Origin of the sequence: Atopobacter phocae ATCC BAA-285, from assembly GCF_000526675.1 — a bacterium.
Classification (GTDB): domain Bacteria; phylum Bacillota; class Bacilli; order Lactobacillales; family Aerococcaceae; genus Atopobacter; species Atopobacter phocae.
In genome coordinates this window covers 1-19,135 of record NZ_JAGN01000037.1, presented here as the reverse complement: position 1 = coordinate 19,135, position 19,135 = coordinate 1, and the positions used below count along the sequence as shown (strand labels likewise).

Sequence of the window (19,135 nt, the reverse complement as noted above, 5' to 3'; positions counted from 1 at the left end):
CAAACATTCCTCAATAATTTTCTTTTTAAACTGCTCAGAATAATTGTTATTGCTACCTTTCGATATTAAAGCCGAAGGCCCATGTATTCTATACTTATTAAGGTACTTTCGAAAGTTTTTATTATTTAATTTTAAGCCATAATTTTCCTGTAGTTCTGCATAGGATATTCCACTGATTAAATAGAGATCAATAAAATACATTAACTCATTAGCTGAATAACGTTTATTTTTACGCATGAAAAACTCCCCCTAAAATAGTTTTACTTTTTCAAGTGTCTACTTTAGGGGGAGCATATCATATTAATTGGAACCTCTTTTTTTGTCATTATTTTTTTATTATTTTTGGGTAGTTAGTATAAATTAATGGATTAACGTTAGAATTTCTGTTGACGTCATATCCAGAGCAGTAGCTACTGCTTCATTTGTAATATGTCCTTTATACGTATTAATACCTGTTTGAATCGTTGAATCATTTTTTATCGATTCTTCTAATCCGTCACGTAAAATCGTCATGAGATAAGGTAAAGTCACATTCGTTAATGCAATGGTTGACGTACGAGCTACTGCACCTGGCATATTTGCAACCGCATAATGTAAGACACCATGTTTGATATAAACGGGGTCATCATGAGTAGTCACGCGGTCTTCTGTTTCAAAAATACCTCCTTGATCGACAGCTACGTCTACGATAACACTTCCAGGTTTCATGGATTTGACCATTTCTTCAGTAACTAATTTAGGGGCTTTTGCACCAGGAATTAATACGGTACCGACTACAATATCAGCATCTTTAACTGCTTCAGCGATATTAGTTGGATTAGACATCAAAGTGACGATTTCTTTGCCGTATAGTTGTTCGATTTCAGTTAATGTTTCCATTTTTATATCGAGTACGGTTACATGTGCACCTAAACCTAGAGCAGTTTGCACAGCATTTCTACCAGCTGTTCCTCCACCAATAATAACGACTTTACCATTTTTCACACCAGGGATACCGCCAATTAATATACCTTGACCTCCATATTGATTACCTAAAAAGTGAGAAGCCGTTTCAACAGCTAATCGCCCAGCGATGGTACTCATTGGTGTTAATAAAGGTAAATCTCCATTAGGGCCTACCATTGTTTCATAACCGATAGCCGTTACTTGATTTTCTTTTAATGCCTGAGCAAGTTTTGGTTCGTTCGCCAAATGGAAATAAGTATAGATTGTTAGATTAGGTCGGAAGAAGCCATATTCTTCTGGTTGCGGTTCTTTTACTTTAACGACGATATCTGCCGCCCATACTTCTTCAGCCGTTTCTTTAATGATTGCACCATTTTCAATATATTCTTCATTTGTTATACCTGATCCAATCCCGGCGTCTTGTTCAACATAAATTGTAGCGCCTAAGCGAATAAGTTCAGATACACCTTGTGCCGTCATGCCAACTCTTTTTTCATTATTTTTAATCTCTTTTGGAATACCTATTGATACCATTAAATCCCTCCAAATGTTTAAATCATTAAAAAATGATGAAAGTTTTTATCATATACTTATTTTAACAAAAATGAATACGACTTACAAATTGAAGAAATACTAAAATATAATACAAGTTAGTGTAGTCTTTTAAGTAAGGTTTTAAGAAGAGATGACATGAGAAGAGCTAAAGGTTTTATGGTATACTGTCTTAGAGTAAATGATAAAGGAATAGAAAGTAGGAAAGAAGATGGGCGATGCTTTAGATTTGATCGTTATTACAGGAATGAGTGGTGCAGGTAAGACCGTAGCGATGCAATCGTTTGAAGATATGGGCTATTTCTGTATTGATAACATGCCGCCAAGTTTAATGCCAAAATTTTGGGAATTAGTTAAAGAGTCAGGCAAACTAACTAAAATTGCACTCGTTATTGACTTAAGATCGCATGTGTTTTTTGATGAATTATTAGATGTCGTTAATAATCTAGATAACACATCATTTGTAACGACGCGAATTTTATATTTAGAATCAAGTGACAAGAAATTAGTGTCACGTTATAAGGAAACACGGCGAAGTCATCCATTAGCACCAGATGGTCGTTTAATTGAGGGAATAAGAGAAGAGCGACGTCTATTACAAGATATTCGCACACGAGCACAAAAAATTATCGATACGACGGAATTAAAGCCAAAAGAATTGCGCGAGCAAATTATGCAGACGTTTGGTGATCAATCCGATCATCAATTTACAGTCCAAGTGTATTCATTTGGTTTTAAATACGGGTTACCAATTGATGCGGACATTGTCATGGATGTTCGTTTTTTACCGAACCCATTTTATATTGAAACGTTACGTCCATTAAACGGGATGGATCAACCGGTTTATGATTATGTGATGAAACAACCAGAAACGGAACAATTTTATCGTAAATTAATGGATTTACTTTATGTTTGTCTCCCTGGTTACAAAAAAGAAGGCAAACAATCATTAGTGATTGCGATTGGTTGTACAGGTGGACAACATCGGTCGATTGCGATTGCCGAGCGAGCAGGTCGGGATATTGCGGCTTTGGGTTATCCGGTCAAAATGTATCATCGCGATCATGAACGGCGTAAACGGGAGGCAAAAATAAATGATTAATCGATCTCAAACTAAAATCGCAGTAATTGGTGGTGGAACAGGCTTACCCGTATTATTGCGTGCATTAAGAAAAACGCATGCGGATGTCACGGCGATTGTGACGGTTGCCGATGATGGAGGAAGTAGTGGCGTAATTCGTGATTATGTCAATGTTGTCCCACCAGGAGATATTCGAAATTGTTTAACAGCACTATCGGATTTACCGGATTTGGAAAAAGATATTTTTCAGTATCGATTCGACTCGGACGATCAGTTCTTTGCTGGACATGCGATTGGTAACTTAATTATTGCGGCTTTGACTGAAATGAAGGGAAATATTTTTGATGCGGTCGTTTTATTGAATGATATGATGCGTATTAATGGCCGAGTATATCCGGCCAGTGAAGAACCTCTCACATTATATGCACAATTTAAAGATGGCACATTAGGAGTCGGCGAATCAAAAATTGCCACGCATCGTAAACCGATTGAGTATGTATATGTTAAAACATCCGATACACAAGAAGAAGCTGTTGCTAATCCACAAGTTATTCAAGTCATTATGGAAAGCGATATGATTGTATTGGGACCAGGAAGCTTGTATACGAGTATTTTACCCAATGTCATGATTGGTAATTTGGGACAAGCACTTTGTGAAACTGAAGCAGAAATTGTTTATATTTGTAATATAATGACGCAATGGGGCGAAACGGAGCATTTTACAGATGCTGATCATGTACGTGTATTACATCGTCATTTAAAGCAACCGTTTATTGATACAGTATTAGTCAATAATGAACCGGTTCCTGAAACACATATCAATCCAATTGAGAATGGGGAGTACCTCTATCAAGTGGGTGATGACTTTGAAGGATTGCGCGCAGAAGGATGTCGTGTGATTTCAGCCGATTTCTTAGATGTGACAGATAAAGGTGTTTTTCATGATGGAGAAAAAGTGGTTGATGAATTGCATCGTATTATTTCGCGTGCAAAAAGCTATGAATAGAACGGAGGGGTTAAGTGTCATTTGCCAGCGAAACAAAAAACGAATTAACACGCCTTCCGGTTCATCCCGCACATGCTAAGGCAGAATTAGCAGCAATCATTCGGATGAATGGTGCGATTAGTTTATACAATGGACAATTTATATTAAACGTTCAAACAGAAAATGCGGCGATTGCGCGTCGTTTATATTCTTTAATTCAAGATGTTTTTCAAATTGATAGCGAGTTGCTTGTTCGACGTAAAATGAAGCTGAAGAAAAATAATGTGTATATCGTTCGTGTGACGTCACAAGCTAGTATGATTTTAAGTGAATTGGATATTATGGATGGCATGCAAATTAATCATCACATTCCCGAACACTTGAGAAATGATCCCGAATTACGTCGATCATACTTACGGGGAGCTTTTTTAGCGACTGGATCAATTAATAATCCAGAAAGTTCGAGTTACCATTTGGAAATTTATTCGAATTATGAAACACATAGCGAGGAATTAAAGCAATTGCTCGATTTATATGAATTTAAAGCACGAACGATTGAAAGACGAAATGGATCAATTGTGTACATTAAAGAAGCTGAGAAAATTGGTGATTTTTTAGCTTTAATTGGAGCAATCAATGCCCGATTAATGTTTGAAAACATTCGAATTGTGAGAGATTTACGTAATTCGGCGAATCGATTGGTTAACTGTGAAGTAGCGAATTTGAATAAAGTGGCAAAAGCAGCGGCTCAACAAATTCAAAACATTCAATTGATTGACGAAACGATTGGCATTGATCAATTACCACTTCGCTTACAACAAATGGCTAAGATTCGTTTAGCCGAACCGGATATGACATTAACGGAATTGGGACAGTATATTGAAGACGGACCTATCTCCAAATCGGGCATCAATCATCGACTCCGTAAACTAAACGAATGGGCGGACAAAATCCGACGCGAACGAGAAAATAAAGAATAGTTATTTAAAAAAATCTATCTTTCTTTTTTATGCATCTATATAAGTAGATCAAAAAAGGAGGATAAAAAATGAATCATATTCAATTAATTGGACGCCTCGCACGACCAGTTGAATGTCGACAAACTAATCAAGGGCGATCAGTTTTAAATAATACAATTGCAGTTCAAAGAAAACGAGAGTCAGAGTATCAAACGGCTGATTTCATTCCATTTGTAGCGTGGGGGGAAATAGCAGAATTAATCCATCAATATGTCGAGAAAGGGCATTTGGTAGGTCTTTCAGGCACGATGCAATCGCGCCAATACATTAATTCAAAAGATGAGAAAGTATATTCCGTTGAAATGGTTGTGGATGAAGTGACCTTCTTGCAACCTAGAGAAACGAAGGAATCAGAAGACGCATTTGTTTTTTAATACAGGATGACTATCAAAAAAGCCACCACTCTTTTTTAGAGTGATGGCTTTTTATTTAACCAACGCGTGTGCCATTTGGTACAGAGGATTCAGGTTGTGCAAGAACCGGCGTAATTCCGTCTTCATAACCGATGTCATAAACCATGCCGTGGCTTTCATAACCAAACATCTTTTTCGGTGGTAAATTGACTACAAACAAAGCTTGTTTACCTTCAAGTTCTTCTTTCGGATGCTCTCTCTCTTGTTTCATTCCAGCTAAGATAGTGCGTTTGAATGAACCAAAATCAACGGTCATCGCAATCATGTGCTTTGATTCGATAATATCTTTTACTTCTTCTATTAATCCCACACGAATATCTATTTTATTTAAGTCCTCTAATGTGATATCAGCTTTAATCGTTGTCATGTATATCCTCCTTTATGGTTTAAGTTGGAATCCTTGTTGTTCAATTACTTGCATGATAGCATCACGTTTTTCATGAGGAATCGCTAATTTTTGTGCCACTTGATTTGTAAATGTGTCAGATCGCTTATTTTTTTGACGAGAATCATAATATGTCGTCATTTCTTCATCAAAGTCAGCTAAGTCGGCTAATAAATCATCGGTCATCGGGTAACTGTTTTCACCGACGCGGAGGTTCATGGCCATTCTTGGTTTTAATTCCGGTTGATCATCAGGATAACCAAAACCTAAGCCGAGTAATGGAAAAGTATATGGTGGCAAGTTTAATACATCGACTAAACGTTCTGAATCATTAAGAATAGACCCAAAGAACACTGTACCTAAATCAGCTGATTCAATAGCAGTTGCCATGTTTTGAGCAGTTAAGTAAACATCAGCCGCACCTTGGAAAAATAAATTCATTCCAATCATTGGGGCGTGACCATTTTTAGTCGTAGCGATTTGATCGTTTCGATATTGATCGACTAAGAAAATAAATAATTCAGGTACCGTAGCTAAATAAGGTTGCATACTAATCTCAGCGATTTGCTGTCTTAAATTAGGATCTGTGATCCGAATCATCGAGCTACTTTGTAAATTATTACTTGTCGCTGTTCGCTGTGCCACTTGAATAAATTGTTCCAATAAGTCAGCCGGCACCGCTTGCTCCTTGAAAAAACGAATCGTTCGATGGTTTAATTGCTTATTAATCATGTGATTCATGGGCTACACTCCTTTATTCGATTGATATAACTTTAGTATATCAAAAAATATATGGAACATCATAAAATAACTATTTTATTCATTTTGACATCGATTTCTAAGAGATATCATACTGAAAGAGTCAAAAAAGTGTGTTATTATGTTCTCTGTAATCATTTTTTTGAATAATTTTAGTAATCACGGAAGGGGGACTGTTAATGCATCAAGTAAATCAATTGACGAAGCAAGTAAAAGAGCTTGAATTATTGAAATATACGATCGACTTTCGACAAATTGATGACTTAATTATGTTAACGGTCGGTGAGCCCGATTTTCCTGCGCCAGATTTAGTTAAAAAGGCCGCAATCGAAGCCATCGAAATGAATATGACAGGCTATGCACCAGGCAAAGGCATTTTGCCATTACGTCAAGAAATTGTCAATTATATTAAAAGAAAATATCATGTAGAATATCACGTGGATCAAATTACAGCGGTCATGGGATTAACAGAAGGAATTGGGTCCATTTTAATGGCTTTACTCAATCCAGGAGATGAAGTCATTATTCCAACACCGTTTTTCTCACCGTATGAATCGGCAACGATTATGAATAACGGAAGACCAGTCTTTGTAGATACGAGTGCAACGGATTTTAAATTAACACCGGAATTATTAAAGGCAACACTAGTCGCCCATCCTAAGGCACGTATATTAATGTTGAATTATCCAAGTAATCCAACGGGTGTTTCATATACTCGCGAAGAGATAAAAGCATTAGCGGAAATGATCAAAACGACTGAATTATTAGTTGTTAGTGATGAAATTTATGCTGAACTTCTTTATGAAGGAACACATACAACCATTGCAGAGTTTCTACCAGAGCAAACCTTTTTAATGAATGGCGTGTCTAAATCACACGCAATGACTGGTTGGCGTGTCGGTTTTATTGCTGCACCTACTGCTTATTTAGATGCTGTTCAAAAAGCACATGAAGTGACTGCAGCGATTGGGTCGACTCAAAATCAGTTGGCGGCAGTGACAGCATTTAGAGATTGTGATGATGATGTTGCACGGATGCGTGAGTCGTATCGTGAACGTCGTGATTATTTATTAAGAGAATTAGCCGATTTAGGTTTTAATATCAAATATCCAATGGGCGCTTTCTATTTATTCCCACAACTGCCTGATTATGTCGATATCGACGATCGCGAATTTGCTATGCGTTTGGCACATGAAGCAAAAGTAGGTGTCTTACCGGGTTCTGTATTTGGACCAGGTGGGGAAGGATATTTACGTATTAGTTATGCCACTTCTTTAGTTGATTTGAAGCGTAGTGTCGAGCGATTAAAACAATTTCTAACCAAGCAATTTCAATATCAAATAAATAAATAAAACTAATGATCATGTAAAGGACGATGTGAATGATTGAGCGTTATACACGCCCTGAAATGGGTAAAATATGGACGGACGAAAATAAATATCAAGCATGGCTAGAAGTCGAATTACTTGCAGCTGAAGCATGGCAACAATTGGGTGAAATTCCAGCAGAAGATGTGCGTTTACTCCGCCAAAATGCGTCGTTTCAAGTGGAACGCATTTTAGAAATCGAACAAGAAACACGCCATGACGTTGTTGCATTTACACGGGCCGTTAGTGAAACGTTAGGTGAAGAGAAAAAATGGGTTCATTATGGTTTAACTTCCACGGACGTAGTAGATACTGCTAATGGTTATTTATTGAAGCAAGCTAATCAAATTATTCGTATGGATCTTGTTCAGTTAATGACTTCTATTAAAAAAAGAGCATTAGAACATAAATATACTATCCAAATGGGGCGGACACATGGTGTACATGCGGAACCGACCACATTTGGGTTAAAACTAGCAACATGGTATGCGGAATTAGACCGCCATTTAACACGTTTTGATGCAGCCGCAGCGGCCGTTGAAACAGGTAAAATTAGTGGAGCAGTGGGAACATTTGCAAATACGCCACCATCAGTTGAAGCCTATGTGTGCGAACAATTAGAATTGCGTGCAGAACCTATTTCAACACAAGTTTTACCGCGTGATTTACATGCCCAGTATGTTAGTGAGTTAGCTTTAATCGCAACGAGTTTAGAACGTTTTGCAACGGAAATTCGAGGATTACAAAAAACAGAGCAACGCGAAGTAGAAGAGGGATTCCATCGTGGACAAAAAGGATCTAGCGCAATGCCACATAAACGTAATCCGATTGGGTCAGAAAATATTTCTGGCTTAGCTCGTTTATTGAGAGGGTATATGATAACTAGTTACGAAAATGTCACACTTTGGCATGAACGTGATATTTCGCATTCATCAGCTGAACGAGTAATTTTACCAGATGCCACCATTTTAATTGATTATATGTTACAACGTTTCAAACGAATTGTGGATGAATTAGTAGTCTTTCCTGATAACATGCAACGGAATATGGAAACGACTTTTGGATTAATTTTTAGTCAACGTGTCATGTTAAGCTTAATTGACAAAGGATTAAGTCGCGAACGAGCGTATGACTTAGTTCAACCCCTGACGGCTAAAGCGTGGGATTTGAAATTATCTTTCCGTCCATTAGTTGAAACGAACACAGAAATTATGGCTGTCTTAACTGAAGAGGATTTGAATCAAGCATTTGATCCAACCTATCATTTAAAGCATGTAGACGATATTTTCAAACGGGTTGGAATAGAAGGGTAGAGGAGGTAAATAGTGGATAATTTTGTACCTGCTGACGTCATTCTCGAACAATTCAAAAACCAAAAAATTAATTACGACCGTGTACTAAGACAAATGATAAAAAAATGGGAAGGTGCTGAACGCCGTCCAAAAATTTTGATTCACAGTTGTTGTGCACCGTGTAGTACATATACTTTAGAATTTTTGACCGAATTTGCTGATGTGACTATTTATTTTGCGAATTCCAATATTTATCCGCGAACTGAATATGAACGACGCGCATTAGTTCAACAACAGTTTATTATTGATTTCAATAATAAAACGGGTAATCAAGTGTCGTTTATTGAAGCGCCGTATGAACCGGCTAAGTTTGTGCAAATGGTTCGAGAAAAAGAATTAGAACACGAACCAGAAGGTGGTAAACGATGTGAAGCTTGTTTTTCGATGCGGCTAGATTTAGTTGCCGAACAGGCGCTTGCTCTAGGTTATGACTATTTTGGTAGTGCGCTGACTATATCGCCACACAAAAATTCACAACTTATCAATAAAATTGGTATTGATATTCAAAAAATTTATGATGTTAAATATTTACCAAGTGATTTCAAGAAAAATAAAGGGTATTTACGTTCCGTTGAAATGTGTGAAGAGTACAATGTGTATCGTCAATGCTATTGTGGCTGTGTATTTTCTGCGAAGCAACAAGGAGTCGATTTTAAAGCAGTTAATAAATCCGCTCGTGAGTATTTAAAAACACATGAGCCACCAGCTCAAGATGAATTGGCTCCCATCAACTTTTCCATCAAAACGAATGAATAAAAAAGGTAGGTAAGTGAGTGAATCACTTACCTACCTTTTTTTATAGTGTTTGAGCGATATAAATGGAACAGAAGATTAAAATTGCACCACCTAAAACAAATAAATGCCAAACGACGTGCATAATCGGCCACTTTTTGATGATGTAAAAAAGCGTTCCTAATGAATAAACTACACCACCGGCAAATAATAATTGAACGGAAATAGTTGGTAGTTCACCGATTAAACGAGGTAAAAGTAGCACGGATAACCAACCTAAGACTAAATAGATGGCAGCAGAGATATATTCTGGAGCATTCATTATAAAGTTTTTGATGACAATTCCAGTTATTGCTAATAACCAAATGAATAGACAAAATAATTTAGCTTTTGTATCGTTCAGTGTAATTAAACAGTACGGTGTATATGAACCAGCAATCATTAAGAATATGGCTGAATGATCAATACGTCGCATTAGTTTTTTTAGCGGAGTGAAGCTGAACGAGTGATAAAGCGTAGATGCAAGAAATAGACTAATAAAGCATATGCCGTAAATCATGTTGGCGAATAGGGCTTGATATTGGTAATGAATAATATTGCGATAAATGAGTAGTGTCATACCGACAATGCCAAAAATGACACCAATACCGTGAGTGGCAGCATTGAGTACTTCTACTAGTACGGGGTGATGAATGGATTTAATTTTGTTCATAAGCTCTCCTTTTGGTGCGCACACTTAAATGATTACTTAAGTGCAGTTAATTCTGTATTATTATATTATAAGTATAGAGAATAAGAATGGTTTAAAGCAAGGAAAGTTTTATAATTTTAAAAAGTGATGGATTCAGTTGAGAAGTTGCGTCAATACCATTGCATTGGTATAATGAGTGATGTGATTGTAAAAAAAGATAAACGATTTAGATAGAGTAGTTAATGAAAGGAGGCTGAACGCGTGACTGATATACGTAATAAAGCAGTAGAAGAAGCGTTAGATGAAGCAGCTTTGAAACAAGAAATTCCAACCGTAGCCGTTCAATTAGAAAAGCATTTAATTAAAGTTGAAAATGACTTGTATCATTTGATTTTTGAGAGCGATGAAGACAAGTCTTTTGATATTCAAAGTTTTAATTTGCGATATGCTGATGTTTTAAGTAAATATGACTATATTGTAGGTGATTGGGGATTTGAACAACTGCGTTTACGCGGATTTTATGAAGATCGTCATCCACGTGCGACTAATGATAAAAACATTAATTTATTGGAAGATTATTTAACAGAGTATTGTAACTTTGGTTGTTCTTATTTCATTTTGAAACGAGATACACCGGCACCTAAGGAGAATTTCCGTAAGAAAAAAGAACGTCGGCGTAAGAAAGTTGATCAAGCGGATAAAAAAGTAAATCAACCAACCGCCAAAGTGCCGCAGTCCAATGCAACTAAAAAGAAAAATAAATTTAAAAAGCAATATCCTAAAAAAGAAGGGCAAGCCCCTTCTAAAAAAGCAGGGAAATCTTCATTTACGATTATGCAAAAAGAACAACGTACACCAACTAAATCTAAACAAAATGTACAAGAAAATAAGCAAATCGTTCGTGAACAAAAAGGTTTCCGGGTAATTCAGAAGACGAAAGGATCATAGTATGGATACTAAAAAAGAATATAAAGGTTTTTTAATTGATTTAGATGGCACCGTTTATTTAGGTAAAAATCGTATTCCAACGGCAGAACGTTTTATACAGCAATTGAATGATTTAAAAATTCCATATATTTTTCTGACAAATAATGCATCACGTCGTCCAGAAGAAGTAGTTGCTCACTTGAAAAATTATAATATTGATACAACTGAAGCTCATGTCTATACGAGCGGGATGGCAACTATTGATTATTTAAAAAAACATCATCCTAAAGCACGTATTTTCCCATTAAGTGGAGAAGCGGTACGTTCTCAGTTAATCGAAGCGGGCTTTGAGTTAGATTATGAGAACCCAGATGTTGTCGTTCAATCGTATAAGACAGATTTAACTTATGAAGAGTTGGCTCAGGCTACATTAGCAATTCGTAAGGGAGCAACATTTATTTCAACTAATCCAGATACTAATTTGCCAAGTGAAAGAGGTTTAATGCCAGGTTCAGGTGCTACAATGGCCTTTTTAATGGCTTCGACTCAACAAGAACCAATTATTATGGGAAAACCACATGCTGTCATTATGGAAGGCGCATTGGAACAATTGCAATTACAAAAAGAAGATGTTGCGTTAATTGGTGATAATTATACGACAGATATTAAAGCGGGCATTGATTTTGGTATGGATACAATCATGGTGTTAACTGGATTTTCAACACGTGAGTCGATTGCTGGGCTAACACAACCCACATATATTATTGATGACTTGTCACACTGGACGGTATCATGAAATCTCGTATAATATTTTGGTTGGGTTTAATCAGTCTTATTTTATGTGTATTAAGTAGTTCAATCAGTTTGGTTATTTGGTTTCGTCCAATATATTGGCTGTCAATTGATTGGTTTCAGTTGGATCAAATTAGTGGACTCAGTCAATCAACGTTGTGGCATAATTACAATCTATTGATGAATTATTTAACATTTCCGACGATTCAAACATTAAATTTGCCTGATTTTGTGATGTCAGAAGCTGGGCGTTTTCATTTTTATGAAGTAAAATATTTATTTTTAATCGCACAAAGTATCTTTATATTAAGTCTTCCGCTTGCCATTTGTTTTGTTCGTTGGGTGCGTCATCATCAACTCTTTCAACGCTTATTATTTGGCATTCGTATTTTCTTAGGTAGCATATTGATATTAGGTACTTTGATTGCGCTTGATTTTGATCGCGCCTTTGTTACATTCCATCATTTGCTGTTTAATAATGATGCATGGATTTTTGACGTTCGAACAGATCCGATTATTTTAGTTTTACCTGAAACGTTCTTTATGTTAGAAGCGTTTCTCGTCTTATTAGTATTAATTATTAGTTTTTCAACAATCTGGTTATGGGCGAAATATCAACTTTATTTAAAACAACTATCTGTTAATGAAAAATAATAAAATTAAAAAAGTGTCTCTTCTGCTAGAAACAGAAAAGACACTTTTTTATTGATCAAAATAAGCTCGTACTATGCATTGGTTGGACATTACTATCTGGATTAATATGAGCTACTGCGTTATTGACAGCAAGAGGGGCTTCACCAAATCCTGTAGCAATAATTTTTACTTTTCCGACATAACTTGCAATATCTCCAATCGCAAAAATACCTGGGACATTCGTTTGCATTCGTGAATCAACAGGAATGGTATTGCGTTCAATATTAAATCCCCAATCTTTTAAACCGGCAATTGAACTAGAAAACCCATAATTGACAATAAATTCATCACAAGGTAAAGTTAATTGCTCATCGCCACGAGGTGCTTTAAAAGTAACGGATTCGAGTCGTTCACCATCACCGTTGATACTTAATGGAACGTATGGGGTATATACATCAACGCTGGATTGATTTAATAATTCGACGCTATGTTCTTGAGCGCGGAATTTATTACGACGATGAACGATATTGACATGTTTGGCAATAGGTTCTAATGTTAAAGCCCAATCAACCGCTGAATCGCCGCCACCACATATCGTCACTACTTTGTCACGAAAACGTTCAATGTTATTCACAAAGTAATGCAGCTGTTTATCTTCATATACTGCCGCATTTTCAATTTCTAAACGCCGTGGTTGGAATGGACCATTTCCTGCAGCGATAATAATTGTTTTCGTTAAATGAGTTTGCTTAGGTGTGTGAATTAAAAATTGATTATTTTCTAAGACTTCTACTTTGAAAGCTTCTTCACCAAGACAAATAGTTGGTTTGAAACGATCCATTTGTTCTAATAAATTGTTGGTTAAGTCTTTGGCTGAAATTGAAGGAAAACCTGCAATGTCATAAATAATTTTGTCCGGATACAACATGCCGGGTTGTCCACCTAATTGAGGAAGACTTTCAATAATTTTTGTTTTGGCTTGACGTAATCCTGCATAAAAACTAGCAAATAAGCCCACTGGACCGCCACCAATAATCGTAATGTCGTAACATTCTAATGACATATAATCGTGTACCTCCTATTGAAAATAAATAAATTGCATGACGTACGCGATGATAGTTCCTGTCAACATACCTGCTAAAACTTCCAAAGGAGTATGTCCTTTATAGTGTTCAATTTCTTTCGTTTCAGCTGTTTCCACTGATAATAGGGAAAGATTTTCAAGGCGCAAAGCGTTCAAAAGACGATTGAGCAAGACACCTTGATGACCACTTTGACGTCGAACGCCCATCGCATCAAATAAAACAATAACACCAAAAGTTGTTGCAACTGCAACATGTGGTGAGTCAAAACCATATTGTAACCCAAGTGCTGTAATTAATCCAGTAACGGCTGCTGAATGTGAACTAGGCATACCACCTGTCGAAGTTAGTAAATTAAGATGCGCTTGATCTCGACTAAGCAACGTTAACAAATATTTTAAAAACTGTGCAATAAAAATACTCATCATACTACTCATGAGTGGATAGTTGTAAAATAACCCCATAATGTCACTCCTTTATTACTTATTAGTTTAACATGAAATTGAAATTTTTCATTAAGAGATGACAACAATTTCTGCTAATTGAGTACTTGTCGTTTATTTTTTTGAAATTATTAGTATAATAAGGATAATGAAAAAAAAGGAGTGAGAGAGTGGTATTACAAAAAGATATAAAAAGTGGTCATACGCCACGAGCGATTATTCATACAAACTTAGGTGATATTGACATTGCATTATTCCCTGAACATGCACCAAAAACCGTTGAAAATTTTGTAACGCATGCTAAAAATGGTTATTATAACGGTGTCATCTTCCACCGTGTCATTCCAGATTTTATGATTCAAGGTGGCGATCCTACAGGGACAGGTCGTGGTGGTGAGTCAATCTATGGTCGTTCATTTGAAGATGAATTTAGCACAGCATTATTTAACGTGAATGGTGCTTTATCAATGGCCAATGCTGGACCAAATACAAACGGTAGTCAATTCTTTATCGTATCGAACCAACGTGTTGATTCAAATATGTTAGGACAAATGGAACAAATGGGTTGGCCTCAAGAAGCGATTGAATTATATGCGACAACTGGTGGAACACCATGGCTAGACGGTAAACATACCGTGTTTGGCCAAGTTATCTCATCAATGGATGTTGTTTATAACATTTCTAACGCTAAACGAGATGCAATGGACAAACCATTAGAAGATATAAAAATTGAGTCGATTGACATTGAAGAATAGTTTATATCAAATTGGTGATACGTTAAGAGGTAAAATAACAGGGATTCAACCTTATGGATTATTTGTTTCGTTAAAAGACAAAAAACAAGGATTAATCCATATATCAGAATGTGACCACGGTTTTGTGGATAATTTATCTACTCGTTTTAGTGTCGGACAAACGGTTCAAGTGCAAGTGATTGATGTTGATCCGTTTGATGGAAAGATTAGCCTTTCACTCAGATCGCTAAAGAAGACTAATACGCCAAACTATCCTAAAAGATGGTCTGCTAAACAACAGAAAAAAGAAGGCAATGGATTTGAGGCATTAGCACTCGCTATGCCACACATGATTCAAGATGGACTACATATAGAGGAGGAAAAATAATGAAACATTTAGTATTTAATGATCAAAAAGTTAAACCATTTATTGAAGCTCATGAAATTGAACAAATGCAATCAATGGTTAACGCGATGGACCAAGATATCCGTCAAAAAACAGGTGCGGGCAACGATTTCCTTGGTTGGGTAGACTTGCCAGTTGATTATGATAAAGAAGAATTTGCACGTATTAAACAAGCTGCTAAAAAAATTCAAGAACAATCATCTATTTTAGTTGTTATTGGAATTGGTGGTTCTTATTTAGGTGCGCGTGCTGCAATTGAATTTTTAGGTCATACGTTCCAAAATGAATTACCTAAAGAAAAACGTCAATTCCCACGTGTTCTATTTGCTGGAAATTCAATTAGTTCCACTTACTTAAATGATTTAATTGACTTAATTGGCGACGAAGATTTCTCTGTGAATGTCATTTCAAAATCAGGAACAACAACAGAGCCTGCTTTAGCATTCCGCGTGTTTAAAGAAAAATTAATTGAAAAATATGGTGTTGAAGGGGCAAAAGAACGTATTTACGCAACGACTGACCGTGCACGTGGCGCATTGAAGAGCGAAGCAGATGTAGAAGGTTATGAAACATTTGTTATTCCAGATGATATTGGTGGACGTTTTACAGTATTGACACCAGTAGGACTATTACCAATTGCTGTAAGTGGTGGAGATATTGACGAATTAATGGCTGGTGCAGCTCATGCTCGCGAAACATACAATACAGCTGATTTGAACGAAAATGATGCTTATCGTTATGCAGCGATTCGTAATATTTTATATCGCAAAGGAAAAGTAACAGAATTATTAGTTAATTATGAGCCAAAAATGGCGTTATTTAGTGAATGGTGGAAACAATTATTTGGAGAATCAGAAGGAAAAGACCAAAAAGGTATTTACCCATCAAGTGCTAACTTCTCAACTGACTTACATTCATTAGGACAATACGTTCAAGATGGCTTAAGAAACCTATTTGAAACAGTAGTAGTTGTTGATGAACCACGTGTTGACATGGCTATTCCAAGTGCAGAACAAGATTTAGATGGATTAGGCTACTTAGAAGGTCAAACAATTGATTTTGTAAATAAACAAGCTTTCCAAGGAACTGTTTTAGCTCATGTAGATGGACAAGTACCAAACTTAATCGTACAAATCCCACGTATGGATGCTCATTCATTAGGTCATTTAATTTACTTCTTTGAATTAGCGGTAGCAATGTCTGGTTATTTAAATGGGGTTAATCCATTTGATCAACCAGGTGTAGAAGCGTACAAGAAAAATATGTTCGCCTTATTAGGTAAACCAGGATTTGAAGAGTTAGGCGAAGCTCTAAGAAAAAACTTAGATTAAACGTAATAACAGACTAAATATTAAGGGTGGAAATGATATAAGAGTTGTTCTGATATAACAGGACAAGTAGTCATTTCCCCCTTTTTATTCGTATGTTAAGAGGACTTTTAAATCCATTTAACGGAATAAAATTAAGTTTTGCTGTAAAATTCCTTTTAATTTAAAACATGTTTTTGTTAAAATGGGAATAGCTTATTAGGAATGATAAGCTATGCAGTAAAAATTAATTGATAACTTTTTCAAATTGACGAAGAATATATATAAAATAGGAGACAAAATATGTGGTTTTCAATATTGATTGAAGCAGTAGCAGGATTAGGACTCTTTCTGTTTGGGATGCAAGTGATGAGTGGAGGTCTTCAAAAAGTCGCTGGCGAAAAAATGAAGCGATCGATTGAAGTGCTGACGAGTAATCGCTTCATGGCTTTAATTGTCGGAACAGTTGTCACAATGCTAATTCAAAGCTCAAGTGCAACATCAGTCATGGTAGTCGGGTTTGTTAACGCGGGTATTATGCAGCTTAGTCAAGCGTTCGGTGTTATTCTTGGGGCAAACGTTGGGACAACTATCACTGGACAAATGGTTGCATTAAACGTCACGTTTTTAGCCCCTTTTGCTATCGCTTTAGGGTTAATTTTTAGACACCAAAACAAAAGTATCTTTCTAAAAGAGTTTTCAGATGTCCTATTAGGATTTGGGATCCTTTTTTTAGGTATGGATTATTTAAAAAATGGACTACAACCATTAGGCGATTTACCGCAATTTAAAACATTAATTATCGATAATGCGAGTAATCCATTAATTGGTATTATCATCGGATTCATGTTAACTGTGTTATTGCAAAGTTCAAGTGCGACAATAGGAGTATTGATTGCTTTAGCTGCACAAGGTTTATTACCTTTTTATGCAGCCGTTTATATTATATACGGTGATAATATCGGGACGTGTACGACGGCATTAATTTCTAGTATTGGTGCAACTCGTAAGGCAAAACGTGTAGCGATGTTACACTTACTATTCAATATTTTCGGAACACTGCTTTTCTTAGTCGTACTAAATCCTTTTATTGTTCCTTTTGTAGAAAGTTTGACACCAACAGATATTCCAAGACAAATTGCAAATATTCATACATTTTTTAACATTATTAACGTTATTATATTTTTCCCATTTGCTAATTATTTTATCAAAGCTGTACGCATTCTTGTGCCAGATGATGAAGTCGAACATAAGGCGAAGAATATGAATGAACTAGATGAACGGATGTTAGCAACCCCAAGTATCGCGGTTCACCGAGTAATTCGTACCTTCCACGATATGGCAGTTGAAGCTAGCAGCTCAGTAAACAATGCGATTTTAGCTTGTCAAACGCATAATCCTAAATATGTCAAACGTGTAATGGCAAGTGAAAAGCTAGTCAATCAATTTGAAAAACGAATCATTCGCTTTTTAGTGAAGTTGAGTCAAGAAAGCTTATCTGACCAAGATGCAGAGATGATTGATGAACTATTTAAAATTGCGAATGATATTGAACGGATAAGTGATCATAGTGAAAACATTGCAGATTTTGCGGATGAAGTAATTAAAAGTAAAACTTATTTGGACGATCAAGCAATGGCGGAGTTGGAAACAGTTTTTGCTTTGGTTAAAGATGGTTATCGATTAACTATAGAAGCATTAACAGAAGGAGACTTCGACAAAGCGGAGCAAGCGATTCAAACAGAGCGTGATGTGGATGTTTTAAAACAAACTGTTCGAATCCATCATATTGAACGAATGAACAAAGGGATTGCAACTCCTGAATCAGGGATTTTCGTTATGGATTTACTGTCTAATTTAGAACGAATAAGTGACCACTATCGTAATGTTTGTCAAAGCGTGATGCGAATGGAAGGGCGTTTTAAAGCAGAATAATCCATTTAAAATAACATTAATTAAATGTATAAAAAGCCAATGTGATAATTATGACAATGGCTTTTTATTTTTTTAAAAGTTTTTTCAAAAAAATGCTTGACCAAGTATGACCCCCTATGATAATATGTTTCTTGTACTTCGTTACGACGTTTTGTTAAAAAGTATTAAACAACTTTTAAACAAATCTTAAAAAACTTTCGAAAAATATTTCAAAAAGTTCTTGACAGATAAAAACGCTCGTGATAATATATAGAAGTTGTCGCGGTAAGCGATTAACGAGTGACCTTTGAAAATTGAACAATAAAGACGAACCAAATGTGTAGGGTTAATTTGTTTCTGACGGAGCAAATTAAAACAACAATTCAAAATCACGGACAAGTGATAACAACGCCAGTTTTGGCAAACAAATGAGCAATTAAATTCTTTCATGAGAGTTTGATCCTGGCTCAGGACGAACGCTGGCGGCGTGCCTAATACATGCAAGTCGAACGCAGTTTCATTCACCGAGTGCTTGCACTCACCGAATGGACTGAGTGGCGAACGGGTGAGTAACACGTGGGTAACCTGCCCATCAGTGGGGGATAACAGTCGGAAA

The 19,135-nt window shown here is 36.2% G+C and carries 21 protein-coding genes and 1 rRNA gene; 15 read left to right on the top strand and 7 right to left on the bottom strand.

Features of this window, described 5'->3' with window-relative positions; genetic code table 11:
• Positions 1-237, bottom strand: a 237-nt coding sequence (locus tag L866_RS0106550; protein WP_025730328.1) for a hypothetical protein, incomplete at its 3' end; no start/stop codon positions are given.
• A gap of 123 nt (positions 238-360) precedes the next feature.
• Positions 361-1,479 carry an alanine dehydrogenase gene (ald, locus tag L866_RS0106545; RefSeq protein WP_025730326.1) on the bottom strand — a complete coding sequence of 373 codons (1,119 nt, stop codon included), beginning with the start codon at positions 1,477-1,479 and terminating at the stop codon, positions 361-363.
• A 229-nt stretch (positions 1,480-1,708) separates the two neighbouring features.
• Here ald and rapZ point away from each other — a divergent pair, with 229 nt between their 5' ends.
• The 4 genes from rapZ (at position 1,709) to L866_RS0106525 (ending at position 4,956) form a co-directional block, all read left to right on the top strand.
• Complete coding sequence (rapZ, locus tag L866_RS0106540) at positions 1,709-2,599, top strand: RNase adapter RapZ (protein ID WP_025730324.1); 891 nt, start codon at positions 1,709-1,711, stop codon at positions 2,597-2,599.
• Positions 2,592-3,584, top strand: coding sequence for a gluconeogenesis factor YvcK family protein (locus tag L866_RS0106535; RefSeq protein ID WP_025730322.1), 993 nt, complete (start codon positions 2,592-2,594; stop codon positions 3,582-3,584). Before rapZ ends, L866_RS0106535 begins: the two co-directional genes overlap by 8 nt.
• A gap of 14 nt (positions 3,585-3,598) precedes the next feature.
• Positions 3,599-4,543 carry a DNA-binding protein WhiA gene (gene whiA, locus L866_RS0106530; protein ID WP_025730320.1) on the top strand — a complete coding sequence of 315 codons (945 nt, stop codon included), beginning with the start codon at positions 3,599-3,601 and terminating at the stop codon, positions 4,541-4,543.
• A 68-nt stretch (positions 4,544-4,611) separates the two neighbouring features.
• On the top strand, positions 4,612-4,956 hold the full coding sequence (locus L866_RS0106525; protein WP_025730318.1) for a single-stranded DNA-binding protein: 345 nt from the start codon (positions 4,612-4,614) through the stop codon (positions 4,954-4,956).
• A 55-nt stretch (positions 4,957-5,011) separates the two neighbouring features.
• On the opposite strand, the gene L866_RS0106520 is transcribed toward L866_RS0106525, so the two are convergent.
• A complete protein-coding gene (locus L866_RS0106520) occupies positions 5,012-5,362 on the bottom strand; it encodes a tRNA-binding protein (RefSeq protein WP_025730315.1) in 351 nt (116 codons plus the stop codon).
• Between the two features lie 12 nt (positions 5,363-5,374).
• The gene (locus tag L866_RS0106515; protein WP_025730313.1) at positions 5,375-6,121 is read right to left on the bottom strand and encodes an NADPH-dependent oxidoreductase; all 747 of its coding nucleotides are present in this window, start codon (positions 6,119-6,121) and stop codon (positions 5,375-5,377) included.
• Positions 6,122-6,318: 197 nt separating this feature from the next.
• Between L866_RS0106515 and L866_RS0106510 the strand changes: the two genes are divergently transcribed.
• Genes L866_RS0106510 through L866_RS0106500 form a run of 3 tightly spaced genes read left to right on the top strand, consistent with a single transcriptional unit; the run spans position 6,319 to position 9,614 of the window.
• Positions 6,319-7,491, top strand: coding sequence for a pyridoxal phosphate-dependent aminotransferase (locus L866_RS0106510; RefSeq protein WP_025730311.1), 1,173 nt, complete (start codon positions 6,319-6,321; stop codon positions 7,489-7,491).
• A 29-nt stretch (positions 7,492-7,520) separates the two neighbouring features.
• Complete coding sequence (purB, locus tag L866_RS0106505; protein ID WP_025730309.1) at positions 7,521-8,819, top strand: adenylosuccinate lyase; 1,299 nt, start codon at positions 7,521-7,523, stop codon at positions 8,817-8,819.
• A gap of 12 nt (positions 8,820-8,831) precedes the next feature.
• Complete coding sequence (locus tag L866_RS0106500; RefSeq protein ID WP_025730307.1) at positions 8,832-9,614, top strand: epoxyqueuosine reductase QueH; 783 nt, start codon at positions 8,832-8,834, stop codon at positions 9,612-9,614.
• Between the two features lie 40 nt (positions 9,615-9,654).
• On the opposite strand, the gene trhA is transcribed toward L866_RS0106500, so the two are convergent.
• A complete protein-coding gene (gene trhA, locus L866_RS0106495; protein ID WP_025730306.1) occupies positions 9,655-10,302 on the bottom strand; it encodes a PAQR family membrane homeostasis protein TrhA in 648 nt (215 codons plus the stop codon).
• Between the two features lie 240 nt (positions 10,303-10,542).
• Here trhA and L866_RS09105 point away from each other — a divergent pair, with 240 nt between their 5' ends.
• The 3 genes from L866_RS09105 to L866_RS0106480 are packed head-to-tail and all read left to right on the top strand — an operon-like array spanning position 10,543 to position 12,654.
• Positions 10,543-11,229 (top strand): YutD family protein, encoded by a 687-nt coding sequence (locus L866_RS09105; RefSeq protein ID WP_025730304.1) that lies wholly within the window; start codon positions 10,543-10,545, stop codon positions 11,227-11,229.
• Between the two features lies 1 nt (position 11,230).
• A complete protein-coding gene (locus tag L866_RS0106485; RefSeq protein ID WP_025730302.1) occupies positions 11,231-12,004 on the top strand; it encodes a TIGR01457 family HAD-type hydrolase in 774 nt (257 codons plus the stop codon).
• Entirely contained in the window at positions 12,001-12,654 is a 654-nt protein-coding gene (locus tag L866_RS0106480) for a TIGR01906 family membrane protein (RefSeq protein WP_025730300.1), read from the top strand. Before L866_RS0106485 ends, L866_RS0106480 begins: the two co-directional genes overlap by 4 nt.
• Before the next feature lie 55 nt (positions 12,655-12,709).
• Here the strand turns inward: L866_RS0106480 and L866_RS0106475 are convergent, their stop codons facing one another.
• Positions 12,710-13,696: an NAD(P)/FAD-dependent oxidoreductase gene (locus tag L866_RS0106475; RefSeq protein ID WP_025730298.1), complete on the bottom strand. Its 987-nt coding sequence runs from the start codon at positions 13,694-13,696 to the stop codon at positions 12,710-12,712.
• 15 nt (positions 13,697-13,711) lie between these two features.
• Entirely contained in the window at positions 13,712-14,179 is a 468-nt protein-coding gene (locus L866_RS0106470) for a divergent PAP2 family protein (RefSeq protein WP_025730296.1), read from the bottom strand.
• Between the two features lie 149 nt (positions 14,180-14,328).
• On the opposite strand from L866_RS0106470, the gene L866_RS0106465 reads away from it, so the two are divergent.
• From L866_RS0106465 to L866_RS0106445, 5 genes are all read left to right on the top strand, one after another.
• Entirely contained in the window at positions 14,329-14,913 is a 585-nt protein-coding gene (locus L866_RS0106465; RefSeq protein WP_025730294.1) for a peptidylprolyl isomerase, read from the top strand.
• A complete protein-coding gene (locus L866_RS0106460) occupies positions 14,888-15,280 on the top strand; it encodes a CvfD/Ygs/GSP13 family RNA-binding post-transcriptional regulator (RefSeq protein WP_245578439.1) in 393 nt (130 codons plus the stop codon). The genes L866_RS0106465 and L866_RS0106460 overlap by 26 nt, the downstream gene beginning before the upstream one ends.
• Entirely contained in the window at positions 15,280-16,629 is a 1,350-nt protein-coding gene (locus tag L866_RS0106455; protein ID WP_025730290.1) for a glucose-6-phosphate isomerase, read from the top strand. The genes L866_RS0106460 and L866_RS0106455 overlap by 1 nt, the downstream gene beginning before the upstream one ends.
• A 279-nt stretch (positions 16,630-16,908) precedes the next feature.
• On the top strand, positions 16,909-18,540 hold the full coding sequence (locus L866_RS0106450) for a Na/Pi cotransporter family protein (protein WP_025730288.1): 1,632 nt from the start codon (positions 16,909-16,911) through the stop codon (positions 18,538-18,540).
• Between the two features lie 423 nt (positions 18,541-18,963).
• Positions 18,964-19,135, top strand: a 16S ribosomal RNA gene (locus tag L866_RS0106445); the annotation flags it as partial.